This window comes from Burkholderia sp. BCC0419, from assembly GCF_902830285.1.
In the GTDB taxonomy this organism is placed as follows: Bacteria; Pseudomonadota; Gammaproteobacteria; order Burkholderiales; family Burkholderiaceae; genus Burkholderia.
In genome coordinates this window covers 110,088-131,539 of record NZ_CADESR010000014.1, presented here as the reverse complement: position 1 = coordinate 131,539, position 21,452 = coordinate 110,088, and the positions used below count along the sequence as shown (strand labels likewise).

The 21,452-nt window shown below is 67.6% G+C and carries 23 protein-coding genes and 1 pseudogene; 12 read left to right on the top strand and 12 right to left on the bottom strand.

What is annotated here, in order from left to right; genetic code table 11:
• Window positions 1–4 precede the first annotated feature (4 nt).
• The 5 genes from otnK to denD all read left to right on the top strand — a co-directional run bounded on the left by otnK (window position 5) and on the right by denD (window position 5,262).
• The gene (gene otnK, locus HWW87_RS35215) at window positions 5–1,306 is read left to right on the top strand and encodes a 3-oxo-tetronate kinase (RefSeq protein WP_175824132.1); all 1,302 of its coding nucleotides are present in this window, start codon (window positions 5–7) and stop codon (window positions 1,304–1,306) included.
• A complete protein-coding gene (locus HWW87_RS35210) occupies window positions 1,303–1,941 on the top strand; it encodes an aldolase (protein ID WP_175824131.1) in 639 nt (212 codons plus the stop codon). The genes otnK and HWW87_RS35210 overlap by 4 nt, the downstream gene beginning before the upstream one ends.
• A gap of 134 nt (window positions 1,942–2,075) precedes the next feature.
• A complete protein-coding gene (locus tag HWW87_RS35205) occupies window positions 2,076–3,410 on the top strand; it encodes an MFS transporter (protein WP_175824130.1) in 1,335 nt (444 codons plus the stop codon).
• Window positions 3,411–3,485: 75 nt separating this feature from the next.
• Window positions 3,486–4,262, top strand: a complete 777-nt coding sequence (gene otnI, locus HWW87_RS35200; RefSeq protein ID WP_175824129.1) for a 2-oxo-tetronate isomerase — start codon at window positions 3,486–3,488, stop codon at window positions 4,260–4,262.
• A 28-nt stretch (window positions 4,263–4,290) separates the two neighbouring features.
• A complete protein-coding gene (gene denD, locus HWW87_RS35195; protein ID WP_175824128.1) occupies window positions 4,291–5,262 on the top strand; it encodes a D-erythronate dehydrogenase in 972 nt (323 codons plus the stop codon).
• Between the two features lie 79 nt (window positions 5,263–5,341).
• Here the strand turns inward: denD and HWW87_RS35190 are convergent, their stop codons facing one another.
• The 3 genes from HWW87_RS35190 to HWW87_RS35180 all read right to left on the bottom strand — a co-directional run bounded on the left by HWW87_RS35190 (window position 5,342) and on the right by HWW87_RS35180 (window position 7,949).
• Window positions 5,342–6,430: a lysylphosphatidylglycerol synthase domain-containing protein gene (locus HWW87_RS35190; RefSeq protein WP_175824127.1), complete on the bottom strand. Its 1,089-nt coding sequence runs from the start codon at window positions 6,428–6,430 to the stop codon at window positions 5,342–5,344.
• Window positions 6,427–7,596 (bottom strand): bacteriohopanetetrol glucosamine biosynthesis glycosyltransferase HpnI, encoded by a 1,170-nt coding sequence (gene hpnI, locus HWW87_RS35185; RefSeq protein WP_175824126.1) that lies wholly within the window; start codon window positions 7,594–7,596, stop codon window positions 6,427–6,429. Before hpnI ends, HWW87_RS35190 begins: the two co-directional genes overlap by 4 nt.
• A gap of 62 nt (window positions 7,597–7,658) precedes the next feature.
• Window positions 7,659–7,949 (bottom strand): hypothetical protein, encoded by a 291-nt coding sequence (locus HWW87_RS35180; protein WP_208449973.1) that lies wholly within the window; start codon window positions 7,947–7,949, stop codon window positions 7,659–7,661.
• 351 nt (window positions 7,950–8,300) lie between these two features.
• Here HWW87_RS35180 and HWW87_RS35175 point away from each other — a divergent pair, with 351 nt between their 5' ends.
• The 3 genes from HWW87_RS35175 to HWW87_RS35165 all read left to right on the top strand — a co-directional run bounded on the left by HWW87_RS35175 (window position 8,301) and on the right by HWW87_RS35165 (window position 10,967).
• Window positions 8,301–8,960 (top strand): response regulator, encoded by a 660-nt coding sequence (locus tag HWW87_RS35175; protein WP_175824124.1) that lies wholly within the window; start codon window positions 8,301–8,303, stop codon window positions 8,958–8,960.
• Window positions 8,957–10,372, top strand: coding sequence for an ATP-binding protein (locus tag HWW87_RS35170; RefSeq protein WP_175824123.1), 1,416 nt, complete (start codon window positions 8,957–8,959; stop codon window positions 10,370–10,372). Before HWW87_RS35175 ends, HWW87_RS35170 begins: the two co-directional genes overlap by 4 nt.
• A gap of 67 nt (window positions 10,373–10,439) precedes the next feature.
• Window positions 10,440–10,967 carry a cytochrome b gene (locus HWW87_RS35165; RefSeq protein WP_175824122.1) on the top strand — a complete coding sequence of 176 codons (528 nt, stop codon included), beginning with the start codon at window positions 10,440–10,442 and terminating at the stop codon, window positions 10,965–10,967.
• Between the two features lie 177 nt (window positions 10,968–11,144).
• Here HWW87_RS35165 and HWW87_RS35160 read toward each other — a convergent pair whose 3' ends face one another.
• Together HWW87_RS35160 and HWW87_RS35155 are read right to left on the bottom strand one after the other, a co-directional pair.
• Window positions 11,145–11,420, bottom strand: coding sequence for a DUF4148 domain-containing protein (locus HWW87_RS35160; protein ID WP_175824121.1), 276 nt, complete (start codon window positions 11,418–11,420; stop codon window positions 11,145–11,147).
• Between the two features lie 71 nt (window positions 11,421–11,491).
• Window positions 11,492–11,836 (bottom strand): DUF4148 domain-containing protein, encoded by a 345-nt coding sequence (locus tag HWW87_RS35155; RefSeq protein ID WP_175824120.1) that lies wholly within the window; start codon window positions 11,834–11,836, stop codon window positions 11,492–11,494.
• Window positions 11,837–12,046: 210 nt separating this feature from the next.
• Here HWW87_RS35155 and HWW87_RS35150 point away from each other — a divergent pair, with 210 nt between their 5' ends.
• The 3 genes from HWW87_RS35150 to HWW87_RS35140 all read left to right on the top strand — a co-directional run bounded on the left by HWW87_RS35150 (window position 12,047) and on the right by HWW87_RS35140 (window position 14,345).
• A complete protein-coding gene (locus HWW87_RS35150) occupies window positions 12,047–12,736 on the top strand; it encodes an aspartyl/asparaginyl beta-hydroxylase domain-containing protein (RefSeq protein WP_175824119.1) in 690 nt (229 codons plus the stop codon).
• Window positions 12,737–12,851: 115 nt separating this feature from the next.
• On the top strand, window positions 12,852–13,121 hold the full coding sequence (locus HWW87_RS35145; protein ID WP_089500577.1) for a MoaD/ThiS family protein: 270 nt from the start codon (window positions 12,852–12,854) through the stop codon (window positions 13,119–13,121).
• Between the two features lie 75 nt (window positions 13,122–13,196).
• On the top strand, window positions 13,197–14,345 hold the full coding sequence (locus HWW87_RS35140; RefSeq protein ID WP_175824118.1) for an exo-alpha-sialidase: 1,149 nt from the start codon (window positions 13,197–13,199) through the stop codon (window positions 14,343–14,345).
• On the opposite strand, the gene HWW87_RS35135 is transcribed toward HWW87_RS35140, so the two are convergent.
• Window positions 14,332–15,276, bottom strand: a complete 945-nt coding sequence (locus tag HWW87_RS35135; RefSeq protein WP_175824117.1) for a LysR substrate-binding domain-containing protein — start codon at window positions 15,274–15,276, stop codon at window positions 14,332–14,334. The two genes, HWW87_RS35140 and HWW87_RS35135, sit on opposite strands and share 14 nt — an antisense overlap.
• 147 nt (window positions 15,277–15,423) lie before the next feature.
• Between HWW87_RS35135 and HWW87_RS35130 the strand changes: the two genes are divergently transcribed.
• A complete protein-coding gene (locus HWW87_RS35130; protein ID WP_175824116.1) occupies window positions 15,424–15,849 on the top strand; it encodes a PACE efflux transporter in 426 nt (141 codons plus the stop codon).
• Between the two features lie 9 nt (window positions 15,850–15,858).
• Here the strand turns inward: HWW87_RS35130 and HWW87_RS35125 are convergent, their stop codons facing one another.
• The 6 genes and pseudogenes from HWW87_RS35125 to HWW87_RS35105 form a co-directional block, all read right to left on the bottom strand.
• Window positions 15,859–16,485 (bottom strand): trimeric intracellular cation channel family protein, encoded by a 627-nt coding sequence (locus HWW87_RS35125; RefSeq protein ID WP_175824115.1) that lies wholly within the window; start codon window positions 16,483–16,485, stop codon window positions 15,859–15,861.
• Window positions 16,482–16,610: a hypothetical protein gene (locus tag HWW87_RS37490; protein ID WP_279608068.1), complete on the bottom strand. Its 129-nt coding sequence runs from the start codon at window positions 16,608–16,610 to the stop codon at window positions 16,482–16,484. Before HWW87_RS37490 ends, HWW87_RS35125 begins: the two co-directional genes overlap by 4 nt.
• A gap of 169 nt (window positions 16,611–16,779) precedes the next feature.
• Window positions 16,780–17,727, bottom strand: coding sequence for a choline ABC transporter substrate-binding protein (locus HWW87_RS35120; RefSeq protein WP_174385424.1), 948 nt, complete (start codon window positions 17,725–17,727; stop codon window positions 16,780–16,782).
• A 104-nt stretch (window positions 17,728–17,831) separates the two neighbouring features.
• Complete coding sequence (locus HWW87_RS35115) at window positions 17,832–18,830, bottom strand: GlxA family transcriptional regulator (protein ID WP_175824114.1); 999 nt, start codon at window positions 18,828–18,830, stop codon at window positions 17,832–17,834.
• Between the two features lie 108 nt (window positions 18,831–18,938).
• On the bottom strand, window positions 18,939–19,835 hold the full coding sequence (gene choW / locus HWW87_RS35110) for a choline ABC transporter permease subunit (protein ID WP_175824113.1): 897 nt from the start codon (window positions 19,833–19,835) through the stop codon (window positions 18,939–18,941).
• A pseudogene (locus HWW87_RS35105) lies at window positions 19,828–21,123 on the bottom strand (glycine betaine/L-proline ABC transporter ATP-binding protein); the annotation flags it as partial. The pseudogene HWW87_RS35105 and the gene choW, both read right to left, overlap by 8 nt.
• Window positions 21,124–21,452: the final 329 nt, after the last annotated feature.

The window sequence follows — 21,452 nt, the reverse complement described above, 5'->3', positions numbered from 1 at the left end:
TGCCATGACCGCTTCCGCTTCCCGTCCCCTGCTCGGCTGCATCGCCGACGATTTCACCGGCGCGACCGATCTCGCGAACATGCTCGTCAAGAGCGGCATGCGCACCGTGCAGACGATCGGCGTGCCCGCCGACGGCGCCGCTGCCGACACGACCGTCGACGCCGACGCGATCGTCGTCGCGCTGAAGTCGCGCACGATTCCCGCCGCCGACGCCGTCGCGCAATCGCTGGCCGCGTATGAATGGTTGCGCGCGCAAGGGTGCCGCCAGTTCTTCTTCAAGTATTGCTCGACGTTCGACTCGACCGACGCCGGCAACATCGGGCCGGTGGCCGACGCGCTGCTCGATGCGGCCGGCGGCGACTTCACGATTGCATGCCCGGCGTTCCCCGAGAACGGCCGCACGATCTATCGCGGCCACCTGTTCGTCGGCGACGTGCTGCTGAACGAATCCGGGATGGAAAATCATCCGCTCACGCCGATGAAGGACGCGAACCTCGTACGCGTGCTGCAGCGGCAGACGAAGTCGCCGGTCGGCCTGATCCGCTACGACACGATCGCGCTCGGCGCGGCCGCCGTGCGTGCGCGGATCGACCAGCTGCGCGCGGAAGGCGCGCGCTTCGCGATCGCCGACGCGCTGTCGGACCGCGATCTCTACGTCCTCGGCGAAGCGTGCGCGGGCCTGCCGCTCGTCACCGGCGGCTCGGGCATCGCGCTCGGCCTGCCGGCGAATTTCCGCCGCGCGGAGCAGTTGCCCGAGCGCGACAACGCGGCGTCGCTGCCGCGCATCGAAGGCCTGTCGGCCGTGCTCGCCGGCAGTGCATCGAAGGCGACCAACGCGCAGGTCGCCGCGTGGCGCGCGACGCGGCCGAGCTTCCGCATCGACCCGCTCGCGGCATCGCGCGGCGAGCCCGTCGTCGAGCAGGCGCTCGCCTTTGCGCGCGCGCACTTGCCGCAACCCGTGCTGATCTACGCAACGGCCACGCCCGACGAAGTGAAGGCCGTGCAGCAGGCGCTCGGCGTCGACGCGGCCGGCCATCTCGTCGAAAGCACGCTCGCGGCGATCGCCCGCGGGCTGCGCGAACTCGGCGTACGCAAGTTCGTCGTCGCGGGCGGCGAGACGTCCGGCGCGGTCGTGCAGGCGCTCGACGTGAAGTCGCTGCAGATCGGCGCGCAGATCGATCCGGGCGTGCCGGCCACGGCCACCATCGACGCGCAGCCGCTCGGCCTCGCGCTGAAATCCGGCAACTTCGGCACCACGGACTTTTTCGACAAGGCGCTGCGCGCGCTGGACGGAGCCGCACGATGAGCGACGAAGCAAAACTGCGCGAAGAGATCTGCGTGGTCGGCGCGAGCCTGTATGCGCGCGGCCATGCGGTCGGCAGCGCCGGCAACATCAGCGCGCGCCTGAATGACGGCTGGTTGATCACGCCGACCGACGCGTGCCTCGGCCGGCTCGACCCGAACGACATCGCGAAGGTCGGCATCGACGGTCAGCCCGTATCGGGCGGCAGGCCGTCGAAGACGCTCGCGCTGCATCGCGGCATCTATGCGCGCAACGCGGAGGTGAACGGCGTCGTCCACACGCATTCGACGCACCTCGTCGCATTGACGCTCGCCGGCGTGTGGCGCGACACCGACGTGCTGCCGCCGATCACGCCGTACTACGTGATGAAGGTCGGCCACATCCCGCTGATCCGTTACCGCCGCCCCGGCGACCCGGCCGTCGCGGCCGAAGTCGCGGCGCTGGCCGACCAGGTGCGCGGCGTGCTGCTCGACCGTCTCGGCCCCGTGATGTGGGGGCCGTCGGTATCGCACGCGTCGTATGCGCTCGAGGAGCTCGAGGAAACCGCGCGGCTATGGCTGATGACGCAGCCGAAGCCCGAACCGCTGTCCGACGCGGCGCTCGACGAACTGCGCCAGGCCTTCGGCGCGCGCTGGTAACGCGTCGCGGCCTGATCACGCAGTAGTACGTACCGATTTCCATGCCCGCCGTGTGCACGGGCCTTTCCGTCAGCACACACAACACGATCCGGCGGCGTACGCGCCGCCGGCACACGATAGTCCAGGAGACGACGATGACTGCTCTCGACGCGGCCGCAAGCCGCTCGCCCGCCGCGGCCGCCGCGGCCGCCCAATCGGGCGAACTCGACCGCACCTACAAGAAAGTATTCTGGCGCATCGTGCCGTTCCTGATGCTCTGCTACGTGGTCGCATATCTCGACCGCGTGAACGTCGGCTTTGCCAAGCTGCAGATGTCGCAGGATCTCGCGTTCAGCGAAACCGTGTTCGGGCTCGGCGCGGGGATTTTCTTCCTCGGCTACTTCCTGTTCGAACTGCCGAGCAACCTGCTGATGCACCGCCTCGGCGCGCGCATCTGGATCGCGCGGATCATGATCACGTGGGGCTTGTTGTCGGCGCTGTTCGCGTTCGTGCAGACGCCGACGCAGTTCTACGTGCTGCGCTTCCTGCTCGGCCTCGCGGAAGCCGGCTTCTATCCGGGCGTGATCCTGTACCTCACGTACTGGTTCCCGTCGCATCGCCGCGCGAAGATCATCGCGGTGTTCATGTCCGCGATTCCGGTGTCGGGCATCTTCGGCAACCCGCTGTCGGGCTGGATCATGGAGCGTTTCCACGGCGGCTCGGGCTTCCACGGCTGGCAATGGATGTTCATGATCGAAGCCGTGCCGGCCGTGCTCGTCGGCATCGCGACGATCCTGTATCTCGACAACAGCATCCGCGGCGCGAAGTGGCTCGACGAGCGCGAGAAGCAGCTGCTCGAAGATGAAATCGCCGCGCAGCCGCAGGAACAGCAGCAGCACGGCCATTCGCTGAAGGCCGTATTCTCGGACCCGCGCATGTGGTGGATGTCGCTGATCTACTTCGCGTTCGTCACCGGCCAGTACGGGCTCACGTTCTGGATGCCCACGCTCGTGAAATCGACCGGCATCACCGATACGCTGCAGATCGGCCTTCTGTCGGCGATTCCGTTCGTCGTCGCGATCGTCGTGATGAACCTGTTCGGCCACAGCGCGGACAAGCGCCGCGAACGCCGCTGGCACCTGATCGTGCCGGCGCTGATGGGCGCGCTCGGGTTTGCGGTCGCCGCGTCGTACTCGCACAATACGGCGGTGTCGATCGTGTTCCTGTCGCTCGCGGCAGGCGGCGTGCTGACCTGCGCCCCGCTGTTCTGGTCGCTGCCGACCGCGTTCCTGGCGGGCTCCGCGGCCGCGGCCGGGATCGCGATCATCAACTCGGTCGGCAACCTCGCCGGCTTTGCGAGCCCGTACGTGATCGGCTACCTGAAGGACGTCACGCACAGCACGTCGTCCGGCATGTACGTGCTGGCCGCGATGCTCGTGATCGGCGCGATCGCCGTGTGGCTCACGCCCGCGAAACTCGTGAACCGCTGATCCGCCGCAGGCCGATTCATCATTCGACGCGGGGCGCACGGCGCCCCGCCCCATTCATTCACAGGACCCGCCGCCATGCCACGCTTCGCCGCCAACCTCTCGATGATGTACACCGAGCATGCGTTTCTCGAACGCTTCGCCGCTGCCGCACACGACGGCTTCAAGGCCGTCGAGTACCTGTTCCCGTACGACTTCGCCGCCGAGGACATCCGCGCGCGCCTCGACGCGCACGGCCTCGAACAGGCGCTGTTCAACGCACCGCCGGGCGACTGGGCCACGGGCGAACGCGGCATTGCATCGCTGCCGGGCCGCGAGGATGAATTCCGCCGCGGCATCGACCAGGCGCTCGACTATGTGCGCGTGATCGGCAACAAGAAACTGCACGTGATGGCCGGCATGGTACCGCCCGGCGCCGATCGCGCGCGCCATCGCGACACCTATCTGGCGAACCTGCGGCATGCGGCGCAGGCGGGCGCCGCGCACGGCATCACGATCCTGATAGAGCCGATCAACCAGCGTGACATGCCCGGCTATTTTCTGAGCCGCCAGGACGATGCGCAGTCGATCTGCGCGGAAGTCGGCGCGCCGAACCTGAAGGTGCAGTTCGACTGCTACCACTGCCAGATCGTCGAAGGCGATCTCGCGATGAAACTCAAGCGCGATTTCGCGAGCATCGGCCATATCCAGATCGCGGGCGTGCCGGAGCGCCACGAGCCGGATGTCGGCGAACTCAACTACCCGTACCTGTTCGCGCTGATCGACGCGCTTGGCTACGACGGCTGGATCGGCTGCGAATATCGGCCGAAGGCCGGTACGTCGGAAGGCCTCGGCTGGATCAAGCCGTACCTGTGATTCCCGTATTCCCAAGAGGATGAAGAACATGAAAGTACTGATCACCGGCGGCGCCGGCTTTCTCGGCCAGCGTCTCGCACGCAAGCTGCTCGAGCGCGGCGAACTGACCGGCCCCGACGGCCGTGTCGAGAAGATCGACGAACTGGTGCTGCTCGACGTCGTCAAGGGCAGCGATTTCGGCGATGCGCGCGTGACGTCGATCGTCGGCGACATCGCCGATCGCGCGGTGCTCGACAGCGCGATCGACACGCAGACGGGCGCGATCTTCCACCTCGCGGCGATCGTCAGCGGGCAGGCCGAAGCCGATTTCGATCTCGGCATGCGGATCAACCTCGACGCATCGCGCACGCTGCTCGAAGTGTGCCGCGCACGCGGCCACCGGCCGCGCGTCGTGTTCACGAGCTCCGTCGCGGTGTACGGCGGCGCGCTGCCCGACGTCGTGCAGGACGACACCGCGCTGAACCCGCAATCGTCGTACGGCGCCGAGAAGGCGATCGCCGAACTGCTGCTGTGCGACTACGCGCGGCGCGGCTTCGTCGACGGCCGCGTGCTGCGGCTGCCGACCATCAGCGTGCGGCCCGGCCGCCCGAACGCGGCCGCGTCGTCGTTCGCGAGCGGCATCATCCGCGAGCCGCTGAACGGCGAGGAAAGCGTGTGCCCGGTGCCCGGCTCGACGCGGCTGTGGCTGCTGTCGCCGCGCGGCGCGATCGACGCGCTCGTCGCCGGTTGCGAGATCGACGGCGCGCAGCTCGGCAACAAGCGCGTGATCAACCTGCCGGGGCTGTCAGTGTCGGTCGACGAGATGATCGCGGCGCTGCGCGAAGTCGCGGGCGACGAGGTCGTGAAGCTGATTCGCCACGCGCCCGACGAACGCGTCGAGAAGATCGTCGGCAGCTGGCCGGGCCGCTGGGATACGTCGCGTGCGGAAGCGCTCGGGCTGAAGGGCGACACGTCGTTCGCGGACGTGATCCGCAGCCATATCGCGGACGAACGGCGCTGATGATCGCGCCGCCCGACGGGCAAGCAGCCGCATCGGCGGCGCCACTGCCCGCCCGGCAGGCCGGCGACGTCGGGCCGCGTCAGCGCGGCCCGACGGACTCCCCGACGGGCGACGATGCGCGCTTCGCACCGGACGGCGGCCGCGCCGCGCCGGCCGCTTGCTGCCACGCCAGCAAGCCCGGCAGATAGAACAGCAGGTCGCGCACGCGGCGCGCGCCGGCCAGCGCGAGACAGGTCGGCGGATCGAACCCGAGCAGCCCGCCGATCAGTACGAACCCGCCCTCCTGCACACCCAGGCCGCCCGGCATCATGAACGCGATGCTGCTCACGAGCTGGATCATCGCCTCGATCGCCAGCGCCTGCGCGAAAGTCGGATCCGCGCCGAGAAAGGTCAGCGCCAGCCAGATTTCCAGCGCATAACCCGCGAACTGCAGCGTCTGCCAGATCCCCAGGTAGCGCACGACGACGCCCGTCCTTCTCCAGATCATCCGGATCGACTGATCGGTGCGCGCCGATTCGCCGACCAGCGCCACCACCTTGCCGCTCGTGACGCGGTTGAGCACGCGCATCGCACGTTCGAACGGCCGCGCATGCTGCACCAGCGCGAACAGCAGCAGCACCGGCACCAGCGCGGCCATGCCGATCGCGAGGTTCGCGGCCACCCGCGCGGCATCGGACGACACGTGTGCGAGCACATAGCCGATCGCGGCCAGCGCGAAGATCAACTGGCTGATCAGCGTCAGCTGCATGTCGGCGACGAGGCTGGCCACGGCCGTCGCCGGGCGCACGCCCGCCTGCCGCAGCAACCCGAACGACACGATCTCGCCGCCGATGCGCGCGACCGGCAGCAAGCCGTTGATCGATTCGCGGATCCACACGAGCTTCAGCATCGTCGCGAACGACGGCCGGCGCGGGCCGCGAATCAGCATCCGCCAGTCCCACGCATTCGCGAGCATCGGCAGGATGTGCGCGAGCGCGGCGACCAGCAGCCCGACGCCGGCGATCTGCAGGCGATGCAGGATGTCGAGCGGATGCTCGCGCCAGAGCAACCACACCGCGAGCGCCAGCCCGCCGAGCGCGGCCGCGCGCCCCACGTGACGAAGCCGTGCATCGCCTCGCGAAGCGCCCGGGTCTGCACGGGCGGCGCCGGTGTTCGTCTCCGTCGTCATGAGTCCCCCGCCGGCGACAGCAGGCCTTCCCGGTCGACGCGAAAGCGCGTGCCGCGCCACACGACATGCGACGAGAAGAAACTCGATACGAAGATCACGAATTGCAGGAGATCGACGAACGGCAGCCAAAGCGCGCCGCGCAGCCCGGCACCGGTCGCGCGGCTCGTTGTCAGCATCAGCAGTGCGCGCGCCGCGAGCGCCGCGACCGTCAGCCCGAACGCGGCGGCCGCGCCGCCGGAGAACAGCAGCGCCAGCAGCGCGAGCGGCACCGGGTGCATCAGCACCGACCCCGCATGACCGAGCCGGTCCGCCGCGCGGATCGTGCGGCTCCAGCGCAATTCGTGTGCGTACAACCGGGCGAACGTCTCTTCGCCGCTGGCATGCCCGACGACGAACGGCGGAATGACGACCTGCGCGCCCGCCTGCCGCACCGCTTCGCCGAGCGCATGATCTTCCGCCAGGTGATGCGCGAAACGCGCCAGCCCGCCGATGCGTTCCAGCGTCGCGCGCGTGATCGCAATCGTCTGCCCGAAGCATGGCCGCGCGCGCCCGATGAAGAGTCCGGTAATGACGCCCGGCAGGAAATGGTAGTTCGTCATCGCTGCGGCAACCCCGGGCCAGAAGCCCGGCGATGCGACGCCGCGATACACGCTCGTCACGATGCCGACCTCCGGCTGCTGTAGTGCGCCGACGACGGCGCGCAGATAATCGCGCTCGACCACCACGTCGCTGTCGGCGAGACAGAGCACCGAATGCTCCGCGTATTCGAGCATGTTCACGAGATTGGCGATCTTGCGGTTCGGTCCGTACAGCCGCGCATCGGCCACGACCTTGATGTTCGCGTCCGGGTAGCGTGCGCGCAACGTCTCGACGGCCGCCAGTGCGGCGTCGCCCGCATCGTGCACGCCGAACAGGTGCTGGATCGGCCCTGGATAATTCTGCGCGAAGAAGCTTTCGAGATGCTGTACGAGATCCCATTCGTCGCCGTGCAGCGGCTTCGCGATGGTGACACCCGGAAACGCGCGCGGCTCCGCCGCCGCCCGCGAAAAGAACCGACCGACCAGCACGCTGGCCGTGATCGTGTACGCAATGCCCAGCACCACGCCCAGCCCGCAGGCAATCGACATTGCCTCGGCCAGCGCGCGCAGCACATGCAGCAAAACCATGCTTCTCCCCAGTGGTGACCCGCACGACCGCGACGCCCGGGAACGGCCGCGCGCACGCGGGCTCACCCGTGCACGCCGCCGTATCGGTTCCCGTTGAGCCGGATATGAAGGACGACCAACCGACGGTACGCGCAATCAGATGACACAACTACCGTGCGGCGACCGATTCCGGTCACGCGCACGTCGCCGCAGTCCAGTGCGCCCTTGAACGCGGCGGCGGCAAGCTTGCGGGCCGAAAGGATCGCGGCGGCGACCGCCACGACGATCCAGATGCGAAACGTCATCGTCGTGAAAAATGCTTCGGGTACGCGCCATGCAAGCAGCGAAACCAGCACGAAACCCTGGATGAACATGCCGGCCAGTGCAGCGATCAGCAGGTAGGCGCGCCATCGCTCGATCGTCGAGGGTGCCATCAGGAATGAACCTCTCGTACGGGCGACACGCGTCGACCGTATGTCGATCGAAAGGGTCGCGGATTGGCGGACAGGTGCGCGCGGCTCGCGCCGGACGCGCCCGACCGGTTCGGGATCGGGGGGAGCGGAGAACCACCCGAGATATGTTGAGGCCGATGGTAGCGGGATTGCCGGCGCCGAACCTTAAGCGTTCTTCAGAATCGGCCGGCATTTGAGGCAGCGCAATTACAATCCGTTTCACGGTGCGCACAGTCACTCGTACAATCGCAGACGCTTGCACACGAATCGACCATGCGACTCCTCCTTGTTGAAGACGACGACCTGATCGGCAGCGGCCTCGAGATCAGCCTTGGTCAGGCCGGCTATCACGTCGACTGGTTGCGCGACGGTCATGCGGCCGCCGCAGCGCTCGCGACGACGCGCTTCGCGCTCGTCGTGCTCGATCTCGGCCTGCCCGGCAAATCGGGCACGGAACTGCTGCGCGCGCTGCGCGACGCGGGCGATACGGTCCCCGTGCTGGTGCTGACCGCACGCGGCACCGTGGCCGACCGTGTCCGCGGCCTCGACGACGGCGCCGACGACTATCTCGCGAAACCGTTCGAGCTGTCCGAAGTGCTCGCCCGCTGCCGCGCGCTCGTGCGGCGCTCGCAGGGCCGTGCCGGCGACGAGATCGTATGGCGCGACATCACGATCGACCTGACCACGCATACCGTGACGCGCGATGCGGCGCGCATCGCGCTGACGTCGCGCGAGTGGGCGATCCTCGTTCAGCTCGTCAGCCACCCGGGCATGCCGCAGTCGCGCGCGCGTCTCGAGGACGGCCTGTACGGCTGGCAGGAGGGCATCGAAAGCAATGCGATCGAGGTCCATGTTTCGAACCTGCGCAAGAAGCTCGGCGCGGAGCTGATTCGTACCGTCCGCGGTATCGGCTACGTAATCGAACTCCGATGATCGCCGGCTCGATACGACGCCGCGTGTCGCTGATGGCGATCGGCTGCGTGACCGCCGTCTGGCTCGTCGCGGTGTTCGGCAGCATCCACTACGCGACGCGTGAGATCGGCGAATGGGAGGATGCCCGTCTCGCCGAATACGCATCGCTGCTGGTCAATCTCGCACCGGCCGACCTCGACCGCCTCGCCCGCGTACCACCCGACGCGCGGGTCGAACTCGCGTTCGGCGCATCGGACCCAGGGCCCTACAACGACGGCGACCGCTTGCCGCGCGACGTGCTGTTCGACGTGCGGGACGCGCAAGGCAACGTCGTGGCGTCGAGCCTTCCCGCTGCCGCGGCAGGGTTGCCCGATGCGCGTGACCCGCGCGGCGCCCCGCAGACGATCGTCATCGGCGACACGCAGTGGCGCACGTATACGCTGCGCGACAACACGTCGGGGCGCCGCGTGCGCGTGATGGAGACCGTCAATACACGCAGCGATCTGGCGACCGGCATCGCACGCGGCATCGTCCTGCCGGTGATCGTCGCGCTACCGGTGCTCGCGCTGCTGCTCTGGGTCATGATCGGCCGCAGTCTCGCGCCGTTGAAGACGCTGTCCGCGCTGATCGGCGCGCGCGATGCGCGATCGCTCGAACCGCTCGGCATCGCGGCCGTACCGGACGAAGTGCGCACGCTGGTCGACGCGATCGACCGCCTGCTGGCGAGGCTGCGGCAATCGATCGTGCGCGAGCGCGCGTTCACGTCCGACGCCGCGCACGAACTCAAGACGCCGCTCGCCGCGATCAAGGTGCAGGCCCAGGTGGCGATCGCGACCGACGATCCGGCGCGCAAGGCGTTGGCGATGCAGCGCGTCGTGCAAGGCGTCGACCGCAGCGCGCGGCTCGCCGAACAGTTGCTGCTGCTCGCGCGGCTCGACGAATACGAACGCATTCCGGCACGCGCGGTGGTCGTGCGCGAACTCGTCGACGCCGCGATCGAGCGCCATCTGCCGAAAGCCGCGGACAAGGCCATCGACATCGTGCGCGGCGAATGCTCCGCGCGGGCGATCGACGCCGATCCGATCCTGATCGGCATCCTGCTCGACAATCTCGTCGACAACGCCGTCAAGTACGGCCGCCACGGCGGGCGCATCGAGCTCGGCGTACACGACGACGGCGCACTGCAACGCATCGTCGTGCGCGACGACGGGCCCGGTGTCGCACCCGGCGAGCACGAACGGCTCGGCGATCGCTTCTATCGCGGCAGCGGCACGCAGTCGCCCGGCAGCGGGCTCGGACTGTCGATCGTGATCCGCATCGCGCAATACTTCGGCGGCACCGTGCAATTCGAATCCGGCATCGGCGGCCAGGGCCTCGGCGTGGCGATCACGCTCCCGTCGGCGGATGCGGGCCAGTCGACGCCGCGTGCTTAACGTTTCGTTAAGGATTCGACCGTAGAATCCGCCGAACCCTGCCCCCTCATGCCCGTCAGGAGCCTTCATGTCCACACCTAGCCGCTATGACGCCGTTGCCCGCTTCCTCCACTGGCTGATCGTGGCGCTGGTCGTCGCGCAATACGCGATCGGCTGGACAATGCCCGACGTGCATCGCGACACGCAACCGGTAGGCTTGATCGCCGCGCACCTGCTCGTCGGCACGGCGCTGCTCGCGGCGATGGCGTGCCGCGTGCTGTGGCGTGCGACGCACCGCCCGCCTGCCAGCGACCTGTCGCCCGCGATGCGCGCGCTGTCGGGCATCACGCACGGCGCGCTCTACGCGCTGCTGATCGTGGTGCCGCTGCTCGGCTGGATCAACGCGTCGTCGCGCGCGTGGGCCGTGACGCTGGTCGGCGTCATTCCGTTGCCGGCGCTGTCGGCGGCCGGCTCCGGATTCGGTCACGCGATGGGCGACGTGCACGGCATCCTCGCGTGGGTGCTGTTCGCCGGTATCTGCCTGCACGTGGCGGCCGCGCTGATGCACCGCTTCGTGCTGCGCGATCGGGTCGTGCAGCGCATGATGCCGTGGTGATCGGCCCGCATGCTCATCGTGACCGGTTGACGAGCTGATTGCGACGCCGCACGAGGCGGCGCACAACGAGCGGCATCGCGGCCGGCACCCTTCGGGCACGTCGCATGGCGCGAAGGACATGCGGTTTGCCGTCCCGCGAACACGACGGCCAGACTTCACACACGATCATGTCGGCACCTAGTTGCCGACCTGCGCCGGCATGCCGGGTTCGGCCGCCCGCGCAGCCGACGCCGCCATGCGCGCCCGGTCCTGCTCGGCGAGCTTCGCTTCCGCGGCCTGGATGTCGGCCGGATACTCGCCTTCGTCGCCCTTCGCCGGGTCGTACCCGGCCGCTTCGAGACGCATCAGTTCGTCGCGAACCTGCGCACGCGTCAGCGGCGCGGCCGATTGCGCGAAAGCCGACTGACCGACGATCGCACCGATCATCGTCAGTACTGCGATATATGTTTTCATCATGAACTCCTTCAATGTGACGTAACCATCAACCACGGGGCATGCGTGACCTGCGGATGCAGGCGGGTGGATCAGCTTCCGAAATAGATCGTGCAGAAGCTCGCGGGGCCGACGCATGCGGCGGCGCGTTGACGCGGCGGCATCGCCGCCGGCTTGCCCGCGTCGGACGACATGGCCGGATCGCCGCCGACCGCCGTGCTGGCCTGCCGCTGCGGCATCCGCTCGGCCTGCTGATGGAACAGCGGGCTCACGTCCGGATACGACGTATCGGTCACGAAGCGCAGCCCGTTGTTTTCTGCATCGATCAGTTCCTGCCGGACCTGCTCGCGCGTGAGCGCCTGTGCCGACGCTTGCGTCGCGACACCTGCGAGAGACATCGCCGCCACCGTGGCGGCCACCAGCCAGTGCATGTTCATGTTCCCTCCTTCATCAGTCAACGAGACGACGTGCTACACCCGTATGACGACGGAGGGACCATGTTTATTCCCGGCTTATCCATTCGCGCCTGCCGAACCTTCAACGAACTGTCATTCGTTCGTCAGCCGGCGTAACCTGACGTAACGCAGTGCCCGTCGTGCTTCGGGCAGACTGACCACCACTTCATCCGGACCGCCCATCGATCGACCATGTCCGCCGCCTACGACCATGCAGCCGCCCTGCTGCGCACGCTGTACGACCGCCATATCGACAGCGGTGCGGTGCTCGACGCGGCCGCATTCCCGGATGCCGAGCGTTTCGTGCGCGCATGGCCCGCGATCCGCGCGGAGGCGCTCGACGTCGCACGCGACATGCCGCGCATCCCGCGCTTTCACGAAATCATGCGCGAGCAGTACGACATCTCGGCCAACGACGCACGCGACTGGCGGATGTTCATCATGCAAGCGTACGGCCAGCCGTTTGCGCGCAACCTGTCGCGCTGCCCGAGCGTCGCGTCGCTCGTCGCGGCGTCGCCGGACGTGCTGTCCGCGTCGCTGTCGTTCCTCGCGCCCGGCAAGCACATCCCGCCGCATCGCGGGCCGTTTCGCGGCATCCTGCGCGGTTATCTCGTGCTGTCGATGCCGAAGCGCGCGGACGGCACGCCGGCCGCCGTGCTGAAGGTCGACGGCCACGAATACCGGCTCGACGAAGGCCGCTTCCTGCTGTGGGACGACACGTTCACGCACGAGGTGTGGAACGACAGCGACGAAGTAAGGATTGTGCTGCTGCTCGATATCCGCCGGCGCGGAATGCCGCGCTGGCTCACGTGGCTGTCGAGTGCGGTGATCGGCGTCGTGCGACTCGGGATCCGGATCAGGGGGCGGTCGATTCCGGTTTAGCAGCCGCCCGTCACGTATACGCGCCGCGCACGGCCGCTCCGTTCCACCGTTCGACACCCGCCGGATCGCCTAAACTACAAGCCATCCCTTCGTGCGGCTCCTGCCAGCTACCGCCATGGCGCACCTCTTCTTCGCCGCATCGATCCAGCGGCATGTCGAAACGCCCGAGCGCGACATCGACGCGCACACGGTCGGCGAAGCATTCGACACCATTTTCAGTGAGCAGCCGCGGCTGCGCGGCTATATCGTCGACGACCAGGGCGCGCTGCGGAAGCACCTGTCGGTGTTCATCGACGGCCAGCCGATCCGCGACCGGCAGCGCCTGTCCGATGCGCTCGGCGATGCCAGCCGCGTGTATGTCGTGCAGGCGCTGACCGGCGGATAAAGGGGTCGATGCACAGGCTAATCCCCCAATACCAAGCGCCGTCGCGCCAAGGCGGACCATCAGGAGACATCGCAAATGAACGATCGACTGCTCGTCGCCACCCGCAAGGGCCTGTTCGTCCTGCAACCCGACGGTCATGGCGGCTGGACGCTCGGCGAACCGCATTTCATCGGCGAGCCCGTCAGCATGGCGCTCGCCGACCCGCGCGACGGCACGCTGTATGCGGCGCTCAATCTCGGCCATTTTGGCGTGAAGTTGCATCGGCTGCCCGCAGGCGCCACCGACTGGGAGGAATGTGCAGCCCCGGTTTATCCGCCGCAGCCTGCCGACGCGTCGCCCGCCCGTGCCGATACGCACGCTGGCAGCGGCGACACCGACGACGAGCCTGCCGGGTCGCCGCAGCCGCCGTGGACGCTTCAGCAAATCTGGTCGCTCGAATCCGGTGGCGCGGATGAACCCGGCGTCCTGTGGGCCGGCACGATTCCGGGCGGCCTGTTCCGCTCCGACGACCACGGCGATTCGTGGGGACTCAACCGCCCGCTGTGGGATCGCCCCGAACGCGCCGAATGGGGCGGCGGCGGGTACGACGCGCCGGGCATCCATTCGGTGATGGTCGATCCGCGCGACAGCCGGCACGTCACCGTCGGCATCTCGTGCGGCGGCGTCTGGCAGACCGTCGACGGCGGCGCGACGTGGCGCGTGACCGCGGAAGGCATGGAAGCCGACTACATGCCGCCCGAGCGACGCGGCGAGCCGAACATGCAGGATCCGCACCGCGTCGTGCAGTGCGCGGCCAACCCCGACGTGCTGTGGACGCAGCATCACTGCGCGATCTTCCGCTCGACCGACGGCGGCGAACACTGGCGGCGGATCGAAGCGCAACCGTCGAGCTTCGGTTTCGCGGTGGCCGTGCATCCGCACGAACCGGATACCGCGTGGTTCGTGCCGGCCGTGAAGGACGCGTGCCGGATTCCGGTGAACGGCCGGTTCGTCGTCACGCGCACGCGCGACGGCGGCCGCAGTTTCGAGAGCCTGTCGAGCGGGTTGCCGACCGCACCCGCGTACGACCTCGTGTACCGGCACGGGCTCGCGGTGGACGATTCCGGCACGCACCTCGCGATGGCGTCGACGACCGGCGGGTTATGGACGTCCGTCGATGGCGGCGACAATTGGCGACAGGTATCGGCGCATTTGCCGCCGGTGTATTGCGTCAGGTTCGGGTAGCGGCGCGAGCATCATCGGGCGCCATCCGCCCGACCGCATCGCGCGTCCCTGCGATTTCCGCTTCGAGCCAGTCGAGAAACCGCCTGACCTGCGGCTCGCGCTCGCGCCCCGGCCGGCACAGCGCGACGAAGCGCGCACCGTCGAGCCGCACCGTGGGTTCGATCGGCGTCAACGCACCGCGCTCGACATGCTCGGCGGCCAGCACGGAACTGAGCAGCGCGATACCCTGCCCGTGCAGCACGGCCTGCAACGCGTAATGCTCGTCGTCGTAATGGCGAAACACCGCCCGTTCGAGCCACGCTTCCCGGCCCGCCGCACGACACCACGACGCCCAGTCGACCGACACCGGCAGCGGCGTATCCCACACGGTCTCGATCAGGTCGAGCGGCTCGTCGGTGCGATGCGCATCGAACCCGGCGGCCGCATACGCGCCGAAATACTCGTCGATCAACGCAATCTCGTGCAGCGCGGGAAACGTGCGCGACGTCGCGCGAATCGCGAGATCGACGCGTGCATCGCGTTCGAGATCGACGAGCGCGTTCCCCGTTTCGACCTTGATGTGCAGATGCGGATCGACGCGGCGAAACGCACCGAGACGTGGAATCAGCCACATCGCCGCAAAGGCGGGCGTGGTGGTCAGCACGAGCGGGCGCTCGTCGGCCGCATCCGGACGCACGGCGTCGAGCCCGCGGCTCAACGCCAGCAACGCATCGTGACTCGCGCGAAACAGCCGCTCGCCGTCTTCCGTCAGCCGCACGCCGCCCGCGCCGCGCTCGAACAGCAGCACACCGACGCGGCTCTCGAGCGACTTGATCTGGTGCGACACTGCAGCCGGCGTCACGGACAGCTCGTCCGCGGCGGCCTTGAACGTGCCGAGCCGCGCCGACGCTTCGAATACACGCAATGCGGTCAGGGGAATTTTCGAGAACACGGAGCCTCGCGGGCCGGATGCGGCCGGGTTGAATTCGATTCAATCGGGGTGAGATTAGGTGAATTGAAGCGGGTGCGCAACGCGACTAGCCTTGCGGGACGTTGCGGCATGGCGCCGCGATGGTTGCCGTCCAACCGGAGGAACCCCGTGCAAGGCCTACCGCGCAGGATCACGCAGGCGGTGCTCTACGAAGCGATCGCCATTTCCTGCATCTCGCCCGTGATCGCGGCGCTCTTCAAGCAGGACCTCGTCTATTCGGGCGCGCTGTCGGCGACGATGTCGGCGATCGCGCTGCTGTGGAACATGATCTTCAACGCGCTGTTCGAGCGCTGGGAAGCGTCGCGCCGGCAACCGGCGCGTACGTTCGGGCGGCGGATCCTGCACGCCAGCGGATTCGAGGGCGGGCTGATCTTCATCCTCGTGCCGGTCGTGTCGTGGTGGCTCGACATCTCGTGGTTCGACGCGTTCGTCGTCGATATCGGGCTGTTCGCGTTCTTCTTCTGCTACGCGTTCGTGTTCCAGTGGGCGTTCGATCGCGTGTTCGACGTGCCGGCGACGACGAAGGGGTCGTGAGTCGCGCGCTTACGTCCCCTCGGCAATTTTCGGCAACTGCCAGCCGAAGCGCACCGCCGCCATCCGCAGCGCAAAGCACGCGACACCGCCGAGCACGGCCGCGACGACCGGCGGACAACCGAGTCGCCGGCACGACACGACGACGACCGCGCCGAACAGCGCCGCACTCGCATAGATGTCCGTGACCAGCACGACCGGTATCCGCGCGAGCAGCAGATCGCGCACGACGCCGCCCCCGCAGCCGGTCACCGCGCCCATCAGCGTTGCGATGAACGGGTGGACGCGGAATTCGAGCGCCTTCACCGCGCCCGCGACCGCGAACAACGCGAGGCCGGCCGCATCGAGCGTCGTCAGCAGCGACGGCGAGAACGACGCAACCCGCGCATGGAACACGAATGCGAACAGCCCGGCGGCGAACGCGAGCGCCGGGTAACGCCAGTCGCTCACGGCACTCGGCGGGCGGGCGCCGATCAGCAGGTCGCGAATCACGCCGCCGCCGAGCGCGACGACCAGCGACAGCACCATCACCCCGAACAGGTCGAGTCCGGCGCCGATCGCCGCATTGGCGCCTTCGATCGCGAACACCGCCGTGCCCGCGAGATCGGCGGCGAGCACGACTTGCTCGATGCGGTTCATGCGAATGAATGGCCGAAGTACCGGACCGTCCGGTTGCAGCCGGTGTCGACCGAAGCGGTCGCGCCATTCGGCCGCGTGCCGGCTGCGTGTTGCCGTCCGGATGCATCAAGCGGGTTGCGGGTCATTGCCGTCTCCTCGATCGGGGATCGAGCAGTCTAGCGCATCGTCCCGCGATCGTCGGACGGCGCGCGAAGCACGCAGCAAAAAGCCGGCGCAAGCAGGTCACCCTGCTTGCGCCGGCTCAACATTCACGTCAGGCTTCGGGCCGCAGCCGCAAAGCCCGACACGCCACGCTCAATGCACGCCGAGGTACGCCTTCACCGCCGGCAGGCCCGGCTTGCCGTCGAGCGTCGTCACGCCGGCCAGCCACTTGTCGAGCGCCTGCGGGTTCGCCTTCAGCCAGTCGGCGGCGGCCTTGTTCGGATCCTGCTTGTTCATGATCGGCGCCATCACGTGGTTCTCGATCGACGTCGTGAACTGCAGGTTCGACACGAACTTCGCGACGTTCGGGCAGCGCTGCGCGTAGTCGGGCGGCGTCGCCGTCAGCACCTTCGCTTCGCCGTAGTTCGGGCCGAACACGTCGTCGCCGCCGGTCAGGTAGTCGATCTTCATCTGCACGTTCATCGGATGCGGTTCCCAGCCGAGAAACACGATCCACTGCTTGTCGCGGGCCGCGCGGTTCACCTCGACCAGCATCCCGGCTTCGCTCGATTCGACCAGCTTGAACTTGCCGAGGCCGAACTGGTTGCCGTCGATCATCTTCTTGATCAGCGCATTGCCGTCGTTGCCCGGCTCGATCCCGTAGATCTTGCCGTTCAGCTTGTCCGCGAACTTCTGGATGTCGGCGAACGACTTCAGGCCGCCCTGGTACACGTAGTCGGGCACCGCGAGCGTGTATTTCGCGCCGGTCAGGTTCGGCGTCGCGAGCACCTTGATCGTGCCGGCCTTCGTGAACGGCTGGATGATCGGGTCCATCGTCGGCGACCAGTAGCCGAGGAACACGTCGATCTGCTTGCTCTTGATCCCCGCGAACGTGATCGGCACCGAGGCGATCGTCTTCGTCGGGTTGTAGCCGAGCCCCTGCAGCATCGTCGATGCGAGGCCCGTGGTCGCCGCGATGTCGGACCAGCCGACATCGGCGAAGCGCACGTTCTTGCATACGGGCGGATCGGCCGCATAGACGGCCGACATCGGCGCGGTCATCCCGATCCCGCACACCGCTGCGATCAATAGGCGCTTCATCTTTCTTCTCCTCAAAGTGATGTCGTTTGCATGAATGCGGGATCGTTTATTGAAGCCGCGCGCCGCGATCCCGGCGACGTCGCGGACCGATTGATTGGCCCCGTTCAGCGCCCCGGCAGCCGACGCTCGTAGCTCGGCGCATGGCCGAACTGCGCGCGGTAAGCCTTGCTGAAATGACACGGCGAATGAAAGCCGCACACCGTCGTCACGCGCGCGATCGATGCGTCGGTCGTACGCAGCAGGTCGCGTGCGCGTTTCAGGCGCAGCGTCAGGTAATAGTGGGTCGGCGATACGTTCAGGTACACCTTGAACATGCGCTGCAGATGCCGCTGCGACAGCCGCACGAGCCGCGCGAGCTCCTCGAGCGACAGCGGCTCCTCGATGTTCGCCTCCATCAGCCGCACGACCTCGATCAGCTCCGCGCGCGAGAAGCCCACCCGCGCATCGACGGGAATCGGCTGCGTATCGGTCGAACTGCGGATGCGCTCCAGGATGAACTGCTCGGATACCTGCGCGGCCAGTTGCTGGCCGAACCGCATGCCGACGAGGTTCAGCATCAGGTCGAGCGGCGCGGTGCCGCCGGTGCAGGTCAGCCGGTCGCGATCGACGACGAACAATTCGTCGGCAAAGCCCACCTGCGGAAATTCGGAATGCAGCGCGGACAGGTTCTCCCAGTGCACGGTGCAGCGATAGCCGTCGAGCAGCCCGCTCGACATCAGCGCATAGGCGCCCGTGCAGATGCCGCCGAGCGGCAGCCCGCGTTCGGCGAGCGCCGCGAGCGTATCGCGCGCGCCGTCGTCGACCACGTCGCGGATGCGAATGCCGCCGCACACGATCATCACGTCGGGCAGGTTCTCGTAGTCGAGCGCCTGCGTGGGCCGCACCGCGATGCCGTTGCTGGCATGCGCCGGCGCGCCGTCGAGCGAGTAGATCGACCACTTGTAGTGATCCGCCCGCCCGACGTAGTTCGCCATCCGAAGCACTTCGACCGCGCTCGAGAACGCGATCATCGAGAAGTTCGGCAGCGTCAGGAAGCCGAAATGGGCGAGGGACGAAACCGGTGAAACGCAGGCGGCGGGCGCGACAGCGACGGCGGACGTCACATCGGTCTCCTGGCGAGGAGGTTGCAAGGGGCCAGCCCTGCGGCCGAAGCCGCGGGAGCCGTTATCTATTCAGGGTGAGCGGCCGGAGGGTGTTCCGGTCACCGGAAATCAGGCCTGCGCGGGCGAAGCCTTCACGCGAAAGAGCTGCTTGAGGCCCGAGAACAGCGGCGCCTTAACGGTGCCCGGCGCGCGGCCGAAGCTCTCGGTGATGCGGTCGAGAATGATCGCGAGCAGCACGACCGACAGGCCGCTTTCGAAACCGAGGCCGATGTCGAGGCGCTGGATACTCGCGAGCACGTCGTTGCCGAGGCCGCCCGCGCCGACCATCGACGCGATGATCACCATCGACAGCGCCATCATGATCGTCTGGTTCACGCCCTGCATGATCGACGGCAGCGCGTTCGGAAACTGCACCTTGTACAGCAGTTGCCACGGCGTGCAGCCGAACGCCTGGCCGGCTTCGACGATCTCGCGGTTCACGTGGCGGATGCCGAGGCTCGTGAGACGCACCGCGGGCGGCATCGCGAAGATCACCGTCGACAGGATCCCCGGCACGCGGCCGAGACCGAACAGCATCGCGGCCGGAATCAGGTAGACGAAGGCCGGCATCGTCTGCATCAGGTCGAGGATCGGGCGCACGATCGCGGCGACCCACTTGCTCTTCGCGGCCCAGACGCCGAGCGGAATGCCGAGCACGAGGCTGATGATCGTCGACGACAGCGTGAGGCCGAGCGTGATGACCGTCTGGTCCCAGAAGCCGGTCGCGAAGATCAGCAGCAGCGACAGCGTCGTGAACAGCGCGAAGCGCCAGCCCACCCGCCACAGCCCGACGCCGATGAAGATCGCCATCATCAGCCACATCGGGATCGCCTGCAGGCCATGCTCGACGAATGCCGCGAGCCCCTCGATCGCTTGACCAATCGCGTCGAACGTCTTCGCGTCGTGGTCGAGCAGGTAGTGAACGGACTGGTCGACCCAGGTACCGAGTGGAATCATTTCAGACATGGGAGCCTCGCGAACGCGTGATGGCCTTCAGGATGAGCGCACGATCGACCGAGCCGCAGTAGCAGCCGTCGTCGTCGACGACGGGCAGTGCATTCGGGCTCGCGACCACGCGCGCGACGACGTGTTCGAGCGACGCATCGCGCCGGATGCTTTCGATCGGACGCACGGACGGCGTTTCCTGACCGAGCGCCTCGCGCGTGACGAAACCGCGAATCTTGCGTGCGGCATCGAGCACGAACGCGTACTCGGCGCTGCCGTTCAGCGAAGCCGCGACGTTCGCGGCATCGCACTTCGATACGAGCGGCACGGCGCCCGTCTGCATCAGATCGCCGGCGGTGAGGTAGCGGCTGGTGTCGATGCCGTCGAAGAATGCGCGCACGTAATCGTCGGCCGGGTTCGCGATGATGTCCTGCGGCGTGCCGACCTGCACGAGGCGGCCGCCTTCCATGATCGCGATGCGGTTGCCGATCCGCAGCGCTTCCTCCAGATCGTGCGACACGAACATGATCGTGCGGCGCTGCTCCTTCTGCAGTTGCAGCAGCACGTCCTGCATTTCGCGGCGCTTGAGCGGATCGAGCGCGGAGAACGCCTCGTCCATGATCATCAGCGACGGGTTCACGGCCAGCGCGCGGGCGAGGCCGACACGCTGCTGCATGCCGCCCGACAGCTCGGACGGCAGCTTGTGCGAAAACGGCGCGAGGCCGACCTGCTCGAGCACTTCCATCGCACGGCGCTCGCGCTCCTTCTTGCCCATGCCGCCGACTTCGAGCCCGAATGCGGCATTCGACACGACGGTGCGATGCGGCATCAGCGCGAACGACTGGAACACCATGCTCATGTCCTTGCGGCGCAGCGCGGTCAGCGCCGAGCGGCGCGCCGACGCGACGTCGAGCCCGTCGATCAGCACCTTGCCGGCGCTCGGATCGACCAGCCGGTTCACGAGGCGGATCAGCGTGGACTTGCCGGAGCCGGACAGGCCCATCAGCACGAAAATTTCGCCTTCCTGCACATCGAAGGAGACGTTGTGCACGCCGACGACCTGGCCGGTGCGCTTGAGCACATCGTCCTTCGTCGCGCCGGCGGCGAGCATGTCGAGCGCCTGCTGCGGATTACTTCCAAACACCTTGCACAGACCTTCGACCACAACCTTGGGGGCATCCATCGAAACCTTCTCCTCGTGTAGCGGGGACTCGCGCTTGTCATACATAGCGTGCCTACATAGTTGCCAGAAAAAACCCCGACCTGCCGACGAATTACGACAAACGCTTGCGCAAATACGACACGGCCGCCAGCCCCGCCCGGCGGGCCGCGCAGCCGATTGCGGCGGCGCAATACGCGCACGGCCAGCAACGACGGGCGTCGCACGCCGGCCTTGTGCGCAGCAACGCGGCAAACGGCACATGAGGTTTTGCGCCAGGCCGTATCGGGCACGCGTCGTTTTGCGACAAGTTCACGTCCGTTCCGGCGCCGATCCACTCGGACGAAAGCGCGCGCCGCATTCGTCAGTAAAAAGCATGACCGTGCAAAAAGCCGTATGGCGACACCGGACGGCGCACGCCGCGATACCGCGCCAACCCCGGAAATCGGAGCACGCACGCTGTGATACATTCCCCGCAA

What these genes read in the sequence shown, in the direction of transcription:
- otnK (WP_175824132.1), top strand. Translation starts at nt 5, where the DNA reads ATGACCGCTTCCGCTTCCCGTCCCCTGCTCGGCTGCATCGCCGACGAT.
- HWW87_RS35210 (WP_175824131.1), top strand. Translation starts at nt 1,303, where the DNA reads ATGAGCGACGAAGCAAAACTGCGCGAAGAGATCTGCGTGGTCGGCGCG.
- HWW87_RS35205 (WP_175824130.1), top strand. Translation starts at nt 2,076, where the DNA reads ATGACTGCTCTCGACGCGGCCGCAAGCCGCTCGCCCGCCGCGGCCGCC.
- otnI (WP_175824129.1), top strand. Translation starts at nt 3,486, where the DNA reads ATGCCACGCTTCGCCGCCAACCTCTCGATGATGTACACCGAGCATGCG.
- denD (WP_175824128.1), top strand. Translation starts at nt 4,291, where the DNA reads ATGAAAGTACTGATCACCGGCGGCGCCGGCTTTCTCGGCCAGCGTCTC.
- HWW87_RS35190 (WP_175824127.1), bottom strand. Translation starts at nt 6,430, where the DNA reads ATGACGACGGAGACGAACACCGGCGCCGCCCGTGCAGACCCGGGCGCT.
- hpnI (WP_175824126.1), bottom strand. Translation starts at nt 7,596, where the DNA reads ATGGTTTTGCTGCATGTGCTGCGCGCGCTGGCCGAGGCAATGTCGATT.
- HWW87_RS35180 (WP_208449973.1), bottom strand. Translation starts at nt 7,949, where the DNA reads ATGTTCATCCAGGGTTTCGTGCTGGTTTCGCTGCTTGCATGGCGCGTA.
- HWW87_RS35175 (WP_175824124.1), top strand. Translation starts at nt 8,301, where the DNA reads ATGCGACTCCTCCTTGTTGAAGACGACGACCTGATCGGCAGCGGCCTC.
- HWW87_RS35170 (WP_175824123.1), top strand. Translation starts at nt 8,957, where the DNA reads ATGATCGCCGGCTCGATACGACGCCGCGTGTCGCTGATGGCGATCGGC.
- HWW87_RS35165 (WP_175824122.1), top strand. Translation starts at nt 10,440, where the DNA reads ATGTCCACACCTAGCCGCTATGACGCCGTTGCCCGCTTCCTCCACTGG.
- HWW87_RS35160 (WP_175824121.1), bottom strand. Translation starts at nt 11,420, where the DNA reads ATGAAAACATATATCGCAGTACTGACGATGATCGGTGCGATCGTCGGT.
- HWW87_RS35155 (WP_175824120.1), bottom strand. Translation starts at nt 11,836, where the DNA reads ATGAACATGCACTGGCTGGTGGCCGCCACGGTGGCGGCGATGTCTCTC.
- HWW87_RS35150 (WP_175824119.1), top strand. Translation starts at nt 12,047, where the DNA reads ATGTCCGCCGCCTACGACCATGCAGCCGCCCTGCTGCGCACGCTGTAC.
- HWW87_RS35145 (WP_089500577.1), top strand. Translation starts at nt 12,852, where the DNA reads ATGGCGCACCTCTTCTTCGCCGCATCGATCCAGCGGCATGTCGAAACG.
- HWW87_RS35140 (WP_175824118.1), top strand. Translation starts at nt 13,197, where the DNA reads ATGAACGATCGACTGCTCGTCGCCACCCGCAAGGGCCTGTTCGTCCTG.
- HWW87_RS35125 (WP_175824115.1), bottom strand. Translation starts at nt 16,485, where the DNA reads ATGAACCGCATCGAGCAAGTCGTGCTCGCCGCCGATCTCGCGGGCACG.
- HWW87_RS37490 (WP_279608068.1), bottom strand. Translation starts at nt 16,610, where the DNA reads ATGACCCGCAACCCGCTTGATGCATCCGGACGGCAACACGCAGCCGGC.
- HWW87_RS35120 (WP_174385424.1), bottom strand. Translation starts at nt 17,727, where the DNA reads ATGAAGCGCCTATTGATCGCAGCGGTGTGCGGGATCGGGATGACCGCG.
- choW (WP_175824113.1), bottom strand. Translation starts at nt 19,835, where the DNA reads ATGTCTGAAATGATTCCACTCGGTACCTGGGTCGACCAGTCCGTTCAC.